Below are 14,365 nucleotides of genomic sequence, written 5' to 3' on the forward strand. Positions count from 1 at the left end.
AATGAAGTATCGGACATGCTTGTTTTTTGGAGGGGATTGTGTGAATCACGCCTATGTGGCCATTTTTCTGCGAAGTTTGATGATGATCAGCATTGCTGTTTTTGCGGTTGTCTTTTTATATCAGTCTTTTCCGTTTTTATATCCTTTTTGGATCGCCCTTATTGTGTCTTGTTTGATTCATCCTGCCGTATGCAAAATCGAAGAGATCACCGGAATGCCGAGAGGATTTGTTGTGGTCATTGTGCTCTTGCTCTTTTTAGTTGCAGCTGCCGGCTTAATGACGCTTTTAGTTGCGGAAATCATTTCAGGAAGTGCTTATTTGGCAAAAGTGCTGCCTGGCCATCTTGATCAAATGATTGGTATTGTAGAGCAATTTTTCACAGACAAGATTCTGCCTTTATATCATGATATGACGGCCCAATTTAATACGCTTCAAGCAGGTCAAAAGGAATCGATTTTGGGACAAATTCAAGCACTCGGTGATGAAGCGGCCGCAAAAATCGGGACTTTTCTTTCGAAAACACTCGAGCTTATTCCAGCGTTTTTAGGTCTTTTGCCTGATGCAGCAGCCACTCTGTTATTTTCTGCTCTCGCAACTTTTTTTATCACGAAGGATTGGTTTACGTTAAAAACATATGGCTCACGTATCTTTCCCGCAAAATGGATGCAGCATACACGCGCCATTTTATCTGAAATCCAAAAAGCCATTACTGGCTTTATGAAAGCCCAGCTCCTGCTTGTGGCCATGACGATTGGTATTGTATTGATTGGACTCATCATTTTAAAAGTTGAGCACGCCCTTGTGATTGCTTTATGTATTGGGCTCGTCGATTTACTTCCATATATCGGGAGCGGTACTGTTTTTCTACCGTGGATCATTTATTCTGCTATGACAGGAAATCTTTCCCTCGCCATTGGACTGGGCATTTTGTATATTGTCGTCCTCATTCAAAGACAAATATCAGAGCCAAAAGTCTTAAGCAAATCCATCGGACTTAATCCTTTAGCAACGCTTGTAGCGCTATTTGTCGGGTTAAAATGGTTTGGTTTCTTAGGACTTGTGATTGGCCCTGCCTCACTTGTCGTGTGGCAGGCGTTCCGTAATGCAGGAGTTTTCAGAGATATTTATGAGTACATTCGGTATGGCATGCAAAAATAAAAGAGACCTTCAGCCTGAAGGTCTCTTTAACGAATGATCGTGTAGCGGTTACGATTAGACATGTTTCTAAGCCAGCGTTCAAAGAGCGGCTTGATTCCCTTTCTCGTCACCGGAATGAGCAGCAAAGCCCCAATGAGATCCGATAAGAAGCCTGGAATGAGCAGCAGCAGACCGCCAATGAGAATACAAAAACCATCGACAATCGCTCCCCCTGGCATCTTGCCATATTGTAAATCACGCTGCACTTTTTGGAAGGCTTCTATCCCTTGTTTTCTTGCAAAATAAGCACCTAAGGCACTTGTCAGCACGATGAGCAACATCGTTGGCAAAATGCCAATGATTTTACTTGAGATTAAAAATAAACTAATTTCCACCGCAGGGAACAGAATTAATAATAGTAGAAAATATTTCTTCAACCATATCACCTCATGGGGTATCTTTCATCGAAAGCTGTTTACTTTTTTTAGTGTAACATAAAAAAAGAGAGGAGTCAGACAACTCCCCTCTTGGATGAATTAAAGGACGCTCGCACGGCCTTTGTAGATCGCTCCGCGTGCTGGATCTACTGTAATCTCTTCGCCTTCTTTTAATAATGTTGTTGCGCTGTCAAGACCAACAATCACTGGAATACCAAGGCTTAGTCCAACAACTGCTGCATGGCTTGTTAAACCGCCCTCTTCTGTGATAAGGGCAGATGCTTTTTCTAAAGCTCCCATCATATCACGATCTGTGCAGTTTGCAACTAGGATCGCACCATCGTACATTTTTTCTTCTGCTTCTTTTCCACTTTGTGCAATGACAACCGGTCCAAATGCAGATTTACGACCAATCCCTTGACCTTTCGCAATGATGTCACCGACAACATATACTTTCATTAAGTTCGTCGTACCTGTTTCACCAACTGGCACACCTGCTGTAATGACAATTAAATCGCCGTGTCTTACATAGCCTGTTTCAATTGACTTTTCTACTGCATTCTCAAGCATTTCATCAGTAGATGTCGTTTTTGATCCGCTCTTAGCAAATACACCGAATACGAGTGAAAGCTTTCTCGCCACTGATTCGTTTGCAGTAACTGCTACGATTGGTGCTTTTGGTCTATATTTTGAAATCATTCTTGCTGTATGTCCGCTTTCCGTCGGTGTCACAATCGCTGCTACATCAAGCTTCATTGCTGTATGTGCAACAGATTGACCGATCGCGTCTGTAATGCTGACTTCTACTTCTTCGCTTCTGCGAGAAAGAATGGCTTTATAGTTTAGTGCTTCTTCTGAACGTGATGCAATGTTATGCATTGTTTGTACGGCTTCTACTGGATATGTTCCTGCTGCTGTTTCACCAGAAAGCATAATCGCATCTGTGCCGTCAAAAATAGCATTTGCCACGTCACTTGCTTCCGCACGGGTAGGACGTGGGTTACGCTGCATGCTGTCGAGCATTTGAGTCGCTGTAATGACAGGCTTGCCTAAACGATTGCATTTTTTGATCAGCATTTTTTGAACAAGCGGTACTTCTTCTGCCGGGATCTCTACACCAAGATCTCCACGCGCAACCATTAAACCGTCAGATACCTCAAGGATCTCGTCGATGTTATCAACACCCTCTTGGTTTTCAATCTTAGGGATGATTTGAATATCAGTCGCATTGTTCTTTTCAAGAAGCTCACGAATTTCAAGAACATCAGAAGCTCGTCTCACAAAAGAAGCTGCGATGAAATCGACGCCTTGTTCAATTCCAAACAGAATATCATTGGCATCCTTTTCTGTAATACCTGGCAGGTTCACACTGACGCCAGGTATGTTGACGCCTTTTTTGTTTTTGAGCGTGCCTGTATTCATGACTTTAGTGACAATTTCTTTGCGGTCCTTGTTAATTTCTTTTACTTCTAAACCAATCAGACCATCATCTAATAGAATCGTTGAACCTACTTCTACATCATGAATTAAATCTTCGTATGTCACACTAATTTTTTCCGTATTTCCAACAATGTCTTCCATACTCACGATAAGATCAGCACCAGCGACTAGCTCAATTGAGCCGTTTTCAACTGTACGTGTACGGATCTCTGGACCTTTTGTATCTAGAAGGATCGCAATGTCCTTGCCTAATGTTTTACCTGCTTTACGTATGTTTTCAATGCGTGCACCATGCTCTTCAAAATCTCCATGGGAGAAGTTTAGTCTGGCTACATTCATTCCTGCTTCAATCAATTCAGTCAGCTTTTCAATGCTTTCACTTGCTGGACCGATTGTACAAACGATTTTTGTCTTTCTCATTACTGTTCCTCCTAAGGTCTTCTCGTTTTATATAGAGAGCTCTTGTGAAAGTCGGTACATATTTTTATCGACTGTATGTTTTTTATCTAAGATTTCTAAAATATCGTGATGAACGAGTTCATTGCTTTGAATGCCTACACAGCGTCCGCCTTGTCCTTCAAGAAGAAGCTCGACTGCATATGCTCCTAAACGGCTTGCCAGTACACGGTCAAACGCACTCGGAGAACCTCCGCGCTGAATATGCCCTAAGACAGATACACGTGTTTCAAGGCTTGTCTCCTCTTCAATCCGCTTACCAAATTCAACACCGCTGCCTACGCCTTCTGCAACGATGATGATACTATGCTTCTTGCCGCGTTCGTGACCTCTTCTTAACCTAGCAATAATTTCGTCCATGTCATAGTCTGCTTCAGGAATCAAAATAGATTCGGCTCCGCCCGCAAGACCTGACCAAAGAGCAATATCACCAGCATGTCTTCCCATTACTTCCACTACGTATGTACGTTCATGAGATGTAGCTGTATCACGAATTTTATCAATGGCATCAATGACAGTATTCAGTGCTGTATCAAAGCCAATAGTGAAATCAGTACCTGGAATATCGTTGTCAATCGTGCCTGGAACACCTACACATGGAAAACCGAGCTCTGTTAATTTCTTTGCTCCCATAAATGACCCGTCTCCACCAATGACTACAAGTCCTTCAATACCGAATTTTTTTAAGTTTTCAATTCCCTTTTCACGACCTTCAACTGTCTTGAATTCAGGACATCTTGCCGTGTAAAGTTTTGTTCCTCCACGATGAATGATATCGCCTACTGAACCTATTTCGAGTTTCTCAATTTTACCGTTAATTAGACCTGAATATCCATTATAAATACCGTAAACTTCAACATTATGGTAAATTGCTTTCCTTACAACTGCGCGCACAGCTGCATTCATTCCTGGGGAATCCCCACCGCTTGTTAAAACTCCTATACGCTTCATCTTTTTCACCTCAGAGACCATATATGAATTAAACATACCATTTCCACTGCTTGAAAACAATCATGAGCAAATTTGGATGTTTTCAATACGAATTTCTAAAACCGTACTTATTATACAATTAAATAAACCGTTTTTAAACAAAAGTTAAGAACGTCGTGAAAGCAAATCTCTCTGAAATCTGTAAAGGCAAGTGCTATAAACCTTGTCATATCAAGGTTTTCAGACGTTTCAAATTTTATGAAAACAAAAGAAAATTATTTTCAAATAGCGCTTACATGAAGACGGTTTTCATGAAAAAAGATGAAAAAAATAAACGCCAGCCAAAAAGGCTGTACGTTTATTTAGTTTACCCCAATATATTGATTTTCAATCGAGACTTTCCCGATTGCTTTGTATTTTTCATATCTTTGTTCGACTAGTTCTTCAGGCGTTAGTTTGAGCAAAGATGTAAGTGACTGTTTTAATGTTTTTTCCATGTAAGCTGCTTGTTGTTTCACGTCTCGATGTGCTCCACCTTGCACTTCTTTAATAACATCATCTATAATATCTAATTCTTTTAGGTCTGGAGCGGTAATTTTCATTGATTCTGCAGCTTTTTTCGCAAGTGATGAGTCCTTCCAGAGCAGTGCTGCTGCACCTTCAGGTGAAATCACTGAATATGTTGAGTTTTCTAGCATGAATAGGTGGTTCCCTACGCCTAAGCCTAGTGCACCGCCGCTTCCGCCTTCTCCAATGACAATACAGACAACCGGTACACGAAGTCCTGCCATTTCGAATAGGTTTTTCGCAATTGCTTCACTTTGTCCGCGCTCTTCAGCTGCTTTACCAGGATAAGCTCCTTTTGTATCAATAAAGCAAATGATCGGGCGATTAAATTTATCTGCTTGTTTCATCAAGCGCAGCGCTTTACGGTAGCCTTCTGGATGAGGCATTCCGAAATTACGGCGCAAGTTTTCTTTTGTATCTTTACCGCGCTGATGGCCAATAACCGTGACAGGAAGCCCTTTAAACGTGGCAATTCCTCCAACGATCGCTTCATCATCACCATAAAAACGGTCACCGTGACATTCGAAAAAGTTGTCAAACAGCTCTTGAATGTAATCGAGAGTTGTTGGGCGCATCGCATGCCGAGCAATCTGCACTCTGTCCCACGGCTTTAAATTTGTATAAATGTCTGCTTCAAGCTTGCTCAGACGTGTTTCAAGGCGCTCAATTTCTGCACTTAAATCCATTTCTGAGTTTTGTGTGAACTTTTTCAGTTCATCAATTTTCGCTCGAAGTTCAATGACAGGTTTTTCAAATTCTAGTTCTCCAGCCACTCTCGTTCACCTCCTGTGCTGTGTAGCGCTAAGATTCGGCCTAGTGTTTCTTTCATTTCTGCACGATGAATCACAGCATCAAGCTGTCCATGTTTCATTAAAAATTCAGCCGTCTGGAAGTCCTCTGGCAGGTCTTCACGAATCGTTTGTTCAATGATTCTGCGGCCTGCAAAACCAATTAAAGCACCAGGTTCTGCAAAATTGTAATCACCGAGAGACGCAAAACTAGCTGATACACCGCCAGTTGTTGGGTTCGTCATCACAGAGATAATCAAACCTTGATCCTCGCTGAACAGTTTTAATGCTGAACTTGTTTTTGCCATCTGCATGAGACTAAGAATTCCCTCTTGCATTCTCGCTCCGCCAGAAGCAGTAAAGATAATAAATGGTACCTTGTCCGCTTTTGCTTTCTCGATCGCCAGCGTGATCTTTTCACCAACAACGGATCCCATGCTGCCCATACGGAACGTGGCATCCATGACAGCAATCACAGCACTTTGGCCTTCAATTTCACCTTTACCTGTGACAATGGCTTCATTCAAAGATGTTTTTTCTCTGTCTTTCTCAAGCTTTTCTTCGTAGCCTGGAAAACCGAGCGGGTTTGATGAAATGAGGTGCCCGTTAAATTCTTCAAATGTGCCTTCATCTACAAGGCTTTCAATACGCTGTTTTGCATTCATTTGCAAATGTCTGCCGCAATTCATACAAACACGTAAATTTTTATCTAGTTCTTTGGTGAGCATTATTTTTTTACATTGCGGACATTTGGTCATGATGCCTTCAGGCACATCTTGACTTGCCTGTTCAGAGGGTACAGATGCATATTTTTTCTTTTTACTGAAAATATTCTTGATTGACAAATGACTACCTCCCTTTTTGAAGGGTTTTTTCTTTACACGCACATCCACTATTATAGGACATGTCATAACTGTACCGAAACTATTGTACTTTTTTTGTCAAACGCTGTCATCCTTCATTCAATTTTTTCAGTGGGGAATTGATGAGAAATGAGTATGTGTTTGGGGCGCTGAGCAGTTGATATGTTTGAATTGTGAACGTCTACAAAAAAATCTCATTCCGGATGAAAAAATTTTCGCGTAAGAGAGGAAATGGTGCACGTTTTTCTCCAGTTTCAGAAAGAACGTGCACACTTTTCCAGTTGATTATTCGCCGATAATCGTTAATTTTCTTGTTTTTTCAGCGACAGCTTCTGGGTCGACCTTGATTCTTGCAACGCCAGTTTCCATTGCTGCTTTTGCCACCGCTTTTGCTACCGCTGGTGCTACGCGTGCATCAAATGGTGCAGGGATAACATATTCAGCTGACAATTCTTCATCTGAAACAAGAGACGCAATCGCTTCAACAGCTGCGATTTTCATTTCTTCGTTAATGTGAGTTGCACGTACATCTAATGCTCCGCGGAAAATTCCTGGGAATGCCAGTACGTTGTTCACTTGGTTCGGGAAGTCAGAACGGCCAGTTCCTACAACACTTGCTCCTGCTGCATGTGCATCTTCTGGCATGATCTCTGGATTTGGATTAGCCATAGCAAAGATGACAGGATCTTTTGCCATTTTTCCAACCATTTCTTTTGTTAAAGCGCCTGCTACAGAAACCCCGATAAAGACATCTGCGCCTTCAATGACCTCTTCTAATGAACCTTCTTTGCGGTCTTGGTTCGTGAATTTAGCTACTTCGTTTTTCACTGCATTCATACCGTTCGGGCGGCCTTCGTAAATAGCACCTTTCGTATCACACATAATGATATCACGTACACCGAAATGATAAAGAAGCTTGATAATCGCAATCCCTGCTGCTCCGGCGCCGTTTGCCACTACTTTAATTGAAGACATGGATTTTCCAGATAGCTTCAGTGCATTCACAAGTCCTGCTACTGTCACAATCGCTGTTCCGTGCTGATCATCGTGGAAAACTGGAATGTTTGTCTCTTTTTTCAAGCGCTCTTCGATGATAAAGCAGTTAGGCGCTGCAATATCTTCAAGGTTCACACCGCCAAAAGTCGGCTCAAGAAGCTTCACTGTTTCAACGATTTTGTCTACATCGTTTGTTGCAAGCGCGATTGGGAAGGCATCTACGCCTGCAAAACTTTTGAATAATACAGCTTTCCCTTCCATTACTGGAAGAGATGCTTCTGCACCGATATTTCCAAGTCCTAAAACAGCGCTTCCGTCTGTGACAACAGCGACCATATTGCCTTTCATTGTATAATCATACACTTTGCTTGTGTCGTCATAAATATCTTTACATGGTTCTGCAACACCAGGTGAATAAGCCAAGCTCAAGTCTTTCGCATTTTTCACTTGTACTTTTGATTTTGATTCGAGTTTGCCTTGATTCTCTTTGTGCATATGTAATGCTTCTTCTCTTAATGACATGTGATGAACACTCCTTCAAGTGGAAAATGATTTAATGATTTGCTAAGTTGATAAGCACATACTGGCAGTTTTAAATAAACAGAATCTTTAAAATGATAACACAATAGGTGAATTTGTAAAACATATTCAGGCGATTTGTCATCATTTAATCACAACGTTTTGTTCACCGAGCAGCTCTTTTAACTGGAAAATTACAGCATGATCTGCATGAACTTTGTATGCATCTGGAAGTCTCATCGTCTTTTTTTGCTTCTCATAATACAAATAGACATCTGCTCCTCCGCTGTGCATCGAAAGGATTCGTTTTACTTGCTCTAGCAGCTCCTGCGTATGATTCTCTTCTTTCACACGAATGTAGACAGACTCTTTTCTTTTTGCATCCATCTCTTCCAGTAAAGCAGCTTCTTGCACGATGATTTGACTGCTGTCATTTCTGACCTCTACTCTGCCTTCAACATAAAGCATGTTGCCCTCCTCAAGTAAGGGGGACAGCTTTCTAAATTGCTCTGGAAAGACGACGCCTTCCATTTCTCCCGTTTCATCCCCAAATGTAACAAATGCCATCGATTGTCCATTTTTTGTCCGAATCGATTTCACTTTTGTCAAAAGACCACCCATTGAGATTTTACGCTTAATATAGGAAGAAAGTCTGATGATTTCCACTGCACCATTCTCTCTTAAGCGGTCTCGGTACGCTTGTACTGGATGATTTGATAAATATAACCCGAGTGCCTCTTTTTCAAATTGCAGGAGATCAACAAGCGGCATTTCTTCTATCTCCGCATATTTTGGCTTAATGGAGAAGGTTGTATCCCCAAGAAAGTCCAGCTGATCCTCTGGATTTAAAAATGACACGTGATCTAACGCAATATCTATCGATGCTAATAACGAAGCACGATTGGGATAAAATTCATCCATCGCCCCTGAAAAAATGAGCGCTTCAATCGTTTTTCGGTTGACACTCTTTGGTGATACTCTTGCGCAAAAATCAAATAAATCTTCAAACGGCTTTTCCTGTCTTGCTCTGTATATATCCTTTACAGCTGACACTCCGACATTTTTGATCGCTCTTAAGCTGTAGCGGATCTCCCCTTTTTCAACCGTAAATGGAAACTCACTCTTATTAATAGAAGGCTTCAACACAGATATCCCTTTTTCCTTCGCCTCATAGAAATATTGAGCAATTTTGTCTTCATTTCCAATTACACTCGTTAAAAGACCGCACATAAAATATAACGGATAATGCGCTTTTAAATAAGCAAGCTGAAAGCCAATCATGCTATATGCAACAGCATGGCTTCTATTAAAACCATAGTTTGCAAATTTGACGATTAAGTCATAAACGTCATTTGCAATGTTAACAGGATACTCCTTTTTTAGGCATCCTTCAACAAAATGGCTTCGCTCTTCATCCAGGACCTTTTTATCCTTCTTTGAAACAGCTCTTCTTAATAGATCTGCCTCGCCCAGCTGAAATCCAGCCATTTTCGCTGCAATCAGCATGATTTGCTCCTGATAGACGATGACCCCATATGTATCCTTTAATATGTCATACAAATCAGGATGAGGATAAGAGACTTTGACTCTGCCATGCTTTCGGTCGATAAAAAGAGGGATATTTTCCATTGGACCTGGACGATAGAGAGCATTGACCGCCACGATATCTTCTAAACTAGACGGCTTCAGGCGCCTTAGCACCTGACGCATCCCCTGTGATTCAAGCTGGAATATTCCAGTTGTATCTCCTGCGGATAACAATTCAAACGTTTTCTGATCCTCATATGATATGTCACTAAAGTTAATGTGGACGTTTTCCTGTCTTTCAATCTGGTTTTTAATGGATTCAATTAATGTTAAGTTTCTTAGTCCTAAGAAATCCATCTTTAACAGTCCGAGATCTTCTAAATAATTCATCGCATACTGCGTTAAATACACACCTTCATGGCCGTCTTGAATGGGAACGACCTCTGTCAGCGGTTCCTCGCTCAGCACAACGCCAGCTGCATGTGTCGAGGTGTGTCTTGGCAAGCCTTCTACCTTTAAAGCAGTTTGGAAGACCTTTCGAAGCTCATCGGATTGCTGAAGCATCGTTTTTAATTCAGAAGATGCAGTCACCGCTTCTTTCAGCGTCGTTCCTGGCTTTGATGGAATCAGCTTGGCAAGACGGTCCGCTGCCTTTGAATCAATTCCCATCACACGTCCAACATCCCTTAAAGCAGCTTTTGCTGCCAGTGTTCCAAACGTGACAATTTGCGCCACATGCATATCTCCGTATTTGTCTTTTACATAAGAAATGATTTCATCTCTTCTCGTGTCGGGGAAATCAATATCAATATCTGGCATGCTGATTCGCTCTGGATTTAAGAAACGCTCAAATAAAAGACCGTGACGGAGCGGATCGACATCCGTAATAAACAGAACGTATGCAACAAGTGAACCCGCTGCTGATCCCCGTCCAGGGCCTGTGACAATCCCTTTGTCATGCGCATATTTCATAAAATCCCACACAATGAGAAAATAATCACTGAAATTCATTTTTTGGATAATGCTCAGCTCATATTCAAGCCTTTTGACATACATGTCATTCGAAGCAAGCTTTCTTTGCTTCATCCCTTCTGCGCACATTCTGCGTAAAAACTGATCTGCTGTTGATTGATCAGGAGTCGGGTAAGATGGGAGTTTTGTCTGCCCAAGATTTAAATCAACTTCACAGCGGTTTGCAATCTCCACCGTTCTTGTCAGCAGCTCTTGATTATCTCTATACCATTCCAACATTTCTTCAAAGGACCTGAAATGCTTTTCTCCTCGGTCTTCCTCTATCTCTGAAAGCTGCTTACCTGCTTTGATCGCTTTTAAGCACGTATAAGCCATTTTGTCTTCTCGATTGATATAGTGAACATCACCCGTCGCAACAAGAGGAATGTCTGTACTTTGTGAGACGTCCCGCAGTTTGCCGGCGAGCGATTCGTCCTGCTGAAATGGCTGAAGTGAGATATACACATGTCCCTCGCCGAATATATGCTTCAATTGTTTAGCGGCTTCACGCGCTTCTTCTAACTGATCATGCTGCAAAAGCGTTTCAATATACCCAGATGCGCCTGGTGTGATGGCAATGAGACCGCGGTGATAGCTTTTGAGCCATTTCTCTTTCAATCCGGCTTTTGATTTTGATTTCAGCACACTGCTGATTTTGATTAGGTTTTGATAGCCTTCATTGTTTTTTGCAAGGAGTACCAAGGGATAAGCCTCTGTCTCTTGTTCATCTATGAAGACAGAAGCTGTTAAACCGATAACCGGCTTGATGCCATGTTTTTTACATTCCTTATAAAATTCAACCGTGCCATACATCACATGGTCATCGGTAAGAGCGAGCGCCTTGCAGCCAAGTTCTTTTGCTTTCAGCACAAGCTCCTTTACTTTAGCTGCACTGCTTAACAAGCTGTATCCACTGTGGACCTGAAGATGAACATAAGACATGCTTAATCCACTCCTTTCGTCTAAAGTCATTCTTTCATTATAAAACGCGATGCGATGAGAAACAAATGTTCTTTCTTTTCTGTCCGTTCATACTTGTCCAGAACACGCCATATATTGAATAGAGTGAGGTGGACAAAATGGATGTGAAGGAAGCTTTTATTCCGAATTTTATCAGCTGTTACTTTATCGCCCTTGGGGTCATTTTGGGTGGTGCTATCATAGGCGGTGTTGGTGCTTATTTATCTGGTCAGCCGCCTTTATCCATTATTACTAGTCTTGCCAACCGTTTAAAGATTTGGGCGCTTGTCGCCGCTATCGGCGGAACATTTGATGCTGTTTATAGCTTTGAACGAGGCATTTTCGAAGGAAACACACGTGATATTTTCAAGCAGATTTTATTAATTATCTCTGCCATGGGCGGTGCACAAACAGGGTATCTCATTATTACGTGGCTCACCCAGGAGCATGTGTCATCATGAGGGTGCCGGAGCTGTATAAACGCCCAGGCTGGCAGCGTTTTTTTGCAGGAATGATGTTTGGTGCGATTATAAGCTGGCTTATTTTTCTCTTTACATACGGAACCTTTCAGGAAAAGCAAGTGACACTGCTGAGAAGCCAGCAGCATCATATGGACAGTCTGAAAGAACAAATCACACTCTATCGGGAAGATTTGCATAAGTTAAATGAGGATAATAAGAAGCGGCTGCTGATCCAAAGCGTAGATGTTCATCTCGTGAATCGTGAGCAATATAAAATCCCAGAGCCAGATACGCTAAAGTTTGAAGATCAGGTCAAGGAGGATATCTCAGAAGTCATTACAAAAGATATTGAAAGTGTCTATAAAACAAAGGAATTACTAAAACGGACAGTGGAAAATAAAGAATATACCATTCGGGAAAAGGCATATCGCGCGAAAGTGACAGAGCTGACAATTTATACGAAGCTTTCACTTGAAGTACGTATTTCATTTGCTGAATAAAGAGGTTGTGGAATTTTTATGAATTTCTGCCCTCAATGATCGCTTTTCACGCTTCATTTTTATACACTAAAAGTAGAACGAGATCTTAAATAGAAAGAGGTGAGGACAATGGAGGTTTACAGCTATCGTCAAATGGCACGAGACAAAGCAAGCCGGATCAAAGACGGCATGTGTGCTTATGCTGAGACAGAAATGATGGCTCATTTAATTAAAAAAGAATTAAAGCATCAAAATCTCCAAGCCTATGAAGATTCAACAGACATCGGCTGCTGGTTTATCCCTGTATGCAAGTAATCCTTTTCTCCATAACAAAAAAGAGAGAAGGGACTTCATATCCCTCCTCTCTTATGATGATGATTTACATACTTCCTCTAAATCACGCAAAATCTCATCTGCTACTGCCCAATCATAAATGGACGCACCGGCTGCAAGCGGGTGGCCGCCTCCATGATATTTTTTCGCAATGGTGTTAATGACGACGCCTTTAGAGCGGAATCTCACACGAATCTGATCGTTTTCTTCCACAAAAAAGACCCATGCCTTAATGCCTGCAATATTCCCTAGTGTCCCAACAAGCTGTGAGGCCTGCTGCGCTGTTGTTTGGAACGATTCCAAAATTTCACGCTTAATGAAAACAGATGCAACCCCGTTCTCTGACAAAGAAATATGTTGAAAAATATAGCCATTTAATTTCACGACATTCAAATCTGTCTCATACAATTGATTGAAAAGATCTGAAGATGAAAATGGATATTCGATAAGTTCCCCTGCATATTTGAGTGTCTTTTTCGTTGTGTTTGGGAAAAGGAAGCGGCCTGTGTCTCCTACAATGCCGGCATAGATCAATTCAGCTGCCTTTGTATTCAGCTGATATCCTTCTTCTTTCCCCTCTAAGTACAATTCATAAATCATCTCGCTCACAGAGCTTGCCTCTGTATCCACCCAAAGCAAATCACCATAAGGATCTTCATTCGGGTGATGGTCGATTTTCATCAGCTTATCGCCCATTAAATAGCGCTGATCATCGATTCTTGCTTGATTGGCTGTATCACAGACAATGACAAGGGCCCCTTTATACACGTCATCTGGTACCTCATCGAGTTCATATAAAAATGAAAGGGATGGCTCAGGCGTTCCTGTCGCATAAATATTTTTTTCTGGATAGGTGGCACGCAAGATTTCCGTAAGGCCGCACTGCGATCCATACGCATCAGGATCTGGTCTTACATGTCTATGGATGATGATGGTGTCATATAATGATATGGTTCTAATCAGTTCTTTTTTCATAAAAACTCCTTCTCATGCGATACTCTTTTTATTATTAAATCATAATCTATCGTGACGGAAAAGTGAGGAATAGACAATTTATTCTAGTAAGCAAGCCTATTTACGTTTAAAATAGGGTTGTAACCACTTACAATGGAGGCTTGGCACATGCTTGTTTTGATTGTGTTTATTATTTGTTCTGCCATGTTTTATTTATACTACAAAGCAAAAAATGTCCGTACGAACCGGCCAGTCGAGAAAAAATTCTGGTCGGCGAAATCCAGTATGGCCCTTGGCTGCTTTGTCCTGCTCTTCGGTGTGAATCAATTATTTTTAAACCGCTCGTCACTCGCATTTGTCATCGGATTTATTTTTGTTGCTGTTGGTATCGGCAGTACATGGGCTGGGTATAAAGCCTACAAGCATTATCTTCCGCTCTTTTTAAAGGAAGGCGAAAAAGATCACGCGTAATAAGGAAAGGGGCGACATGAGTTCGCCCTTTTTAT

13 protein-coding genes are annotated in these 14,365 nt (G+C 41.5%); 5 read left to right on the top strand and 8 right to left on the bottom strand.

Annotated elements, in window-relative coordinates; all coding sequences use genetic code 11:
* Window positions 1-40: 40 nt before the first annotated feature.
* On the top strand, window positions 41-1,159 hold the full coding sequence (ytvI, locus tag MHB67_RS13085) for a sporulation integral membrane protein YtvI (protein WP_151040383.1): 1,119 nt from the start codon (window positions 41-43) through the stop codon (window positions 1,157-1,159).
* 26 nt (window positions 1,160-1,185) lie between these two features.
* On the opposite strand, the gene MHB67_RS13090 is transcribed toward ytvI, so the two are convergent.
* From MHB67_RS13090 to dnaE, 7 genes are all read right to left on the bottom strand, one after another.
* Window positions 1,186-1,575: an FxsA family protein gene (locus tag MHB67_RS13090; RefSeq protein WP_024424793.1), complete on the bottom strand. Its 390-nt coding sequence runs from the start codon at window positions 1,573-1,575 to the stop codon at window positions 1,186-1,188.
* A gap of 99 nt (window positions 1,576-1,674) precedes the next feature.
* Window positions 1,675-3,435 (bottom strand): pyruvate kinase, encoded by a 1,761-nt coding sequence (pyk, locus tag MHB67_RS13095; RefSeq protein WP_024426143.1) that lies wholly within the window; start codon window positions 3,433-3,435, stop codon window positions 1,675-1,677.
* 27 nt (window positions 3,436-3,462) lie between these two features.
* The gene (gene pfkA / locus MHB67_RS13100) at window positions 3,463-4,422 is read right to left on the bottom strand and encodes a 6-phosphofructokinase (RefSeq protein ID WP_024424794.1); all 960 of its coding nucleotides are present in this window, start codon (window positions 4,420-4,422) and stop codon (window positions 3,463-3,465) included.
* Window positions 4,423-4,763: 341 nt separating this feature from the next.
* On the bottom strand, window positions 4,764-5,741 hold the full coding sequence (gene accA / locus MHB67_RS13105) for an acetyl-CoA carboxylase carboxyl transferase subunit alpha (protein WP_024424795.1): 978 nt from the start codon (window positions 5,739-5,741) through the stop codon (window positions 4,764-4,766).
* Entirely contained in the window at window positions 5,726-6,601 is an 876-nt protein-coding gene (gene accD, locus MHB67_RS13110) for an acetyl-CoA carboxylase, carboxyltransferase subunit beta (RefSeq protein WP_024424796.1), read from the bottom strand. The genes accA and accD overlap by 16 nt, the downstream gene beginning before the upstream one ends.
* 303 nt (window positions 6,602-6,904) lie before the next feature.
* Entirely contained in the window at window positions 6,905-8,137 is a 1,233-nt protein-coding gene (locus MHB67_RS13115) for a malic enzyme-like NAD(P)-binding protein (RefSeq protein ID WP_025092260.1), read from the bottom strand.
* A 141-nt stretch (window positions 8,138-8,278) separates the two neighbouring features.
* Window positions 8,279-11,614 carry a DNA polymerase III subunit alpha gene (dnaE, locus tag MHB67_RS13120; protein ID WP_024424797.1) on the bottom strand — a complete coding sequence of 1,112 codons (3,336 nt, stop codon included), beginning with the start codon at window positions 11,612-11,614 and terminating at the stop codon, window positions 8,279-8,281.
* Window positions 11,615-11,751: 137 nt separating this feature from the next.
* On the opposite strand from dnaE, the gene MHB67_RS13125 reads away from it, so the two are divergent.
* The 3 genes from MHB67_RS13125 to MHB67_RS13135 all read left to right on the top strand — a co-directional run bounded on the left by MHB67_RS13125 (window position 11,752) and on the right by MHB67_RS13135 (window position 12,887).
* Entirely contained in the window at window positions 11,752-12,093 is a 342-nt protein-coding gene (locus tag MHB67_RS13125; protein ID WP_024424798.1) for a YtrH family sporulation protein, read from the top strand.
* A complete protein-coding gene (gene ytrI / locus MHB67_RS13130) occupies window positions 12,090-12,593 on the top strand; it encodes a sporulation membrane protein YtrI (protein WP_024424799.1) in 504 nt (167 codons plus the stop codon). Before MHB67_RS13125 ends, ytrI begins: the two co-directional genes overlap by 4 nt.
* 108 nt (window positions 12,594-12,701) lie before the next feature.
* Window positions 12,702-12,887, top strand: coding sequence for a hypothetical protein (locus MHB67_RS13135; RefSeq protein ID WP_003216400.1), 186 nt, complete (start codon window positions 12,702-12,704; stop codon window positions 12,885-12,887).
* A gap of 51 nt (window positions 12,888-12,938) precedes the next feature.
* Here the strand turns inward: MHB67_RS13135 and MHB67_RS13140 are convergent, their stop codons facing one another.
* Complete coding sequence (locus MHB67_RS13140) at window positions 12,939-13,880, bottom strand: bifunctional oligoribonuclease/PAP phosphatase NrnA (RefSeq protein ID WP_024424800.1); 942 nt, start codon at window positions 13,878-13,880, stop codon at window positions 12,939-12,941.
* 147 nt (window positions 13,881-14,027) lie between these two features.
* Between MHB67_RS13140 and MHB67_RS13145 the strand changes: the two genes are divergently transcribed.
* Window positions 14,028-14,330, top strand: a complete 303-nt coding sequence (locus MHB67_RS13145) for a YtpI family protein (protein WP_003216665.1) — start codon at window positions 14,028-14,030, stop codon at window positions 14,328-14,330.
* Window positions 14,331-14,365 lie beyond the last annotated feature (35 nt).

The organism is Bacillus sp. FSL H8-0516, from assembly GCF_038635285.1.
Taxonomy (GTDB): domain Bacteria; phylum Bacillota; class Bacilli; order Bacillales; family Bacillaceae; genus Bacillus; species Bacillus safensis.

What these genes read in the sequence shown, in the direction of transcription:
- pyk (WP_024426143.1), bottom strand. Translation starts at nt 3,435, where the DNA reads ATGAGAAAGACAAAAATCGTTTGTACAATCGGTCCAGCAAGTGAAAGC.
- pfkA (WP_024424794.1), bottom strand. Translation starts at nt 4,422, where the DNA reads ATGAAGCGTATAGGAGTTTTAACAAGCGGTGGGGATTCCCCAGGAATG.
- MHB67_RS13115 (WP_025092260.1), bottom strand. Translation starts at nt 8,137, where the DNA reads ATGTCATTAAGAGAAGAAGCATTACATATGCACAAAGAGAATCAAGGC.
- dnaE (WP_024424797.1), bottom strand. Translation starts at nt 11,614, where the DNA reads ATGTCTTATGTTCATCTTCAGGTCCACAGTGGATACAGCTTGTTAAGC.
- MHB67_RS13125 (WP_024424798.1), top strand. Translation starts at nt 11,752, where the DNA reads ATGGATGTGAAGGAAGCTTTTATTCCGAATTTTATCAGCTGTTACTTT.
- ytrI (WP_024424799.1), top strand. Translation starts at nt 12,090, where the DNA reads ATGAGGGTGCCGGAGCTGTATAAACGCCCAGGCTGGCAGCGTTTTTTT.
- MHB67_RS13135 (WP_003216400.1), top strand. Translation starts at nt 12,702, where the DNA reads ATGGAGGTTTACAGCTATCGTCAAATGGCACGAGACAAAGCAAGCCGG.
- MHB67_RS13140 (WP_024424800.1), bottom strand. Translation starts at nt 13,880, where the DNA reads ATGAAAAAAGAACTGATTAGAACCATATCATTATATGACACCATCATC.
- MHB67_RS13145 (WP_003216665.1), top strand. Translation starts at nt 14,028, where the DNA reads ATGCTTGTTTTGATTGTGTTTATTATTTGTTCTGCCATGTTTTATTTA.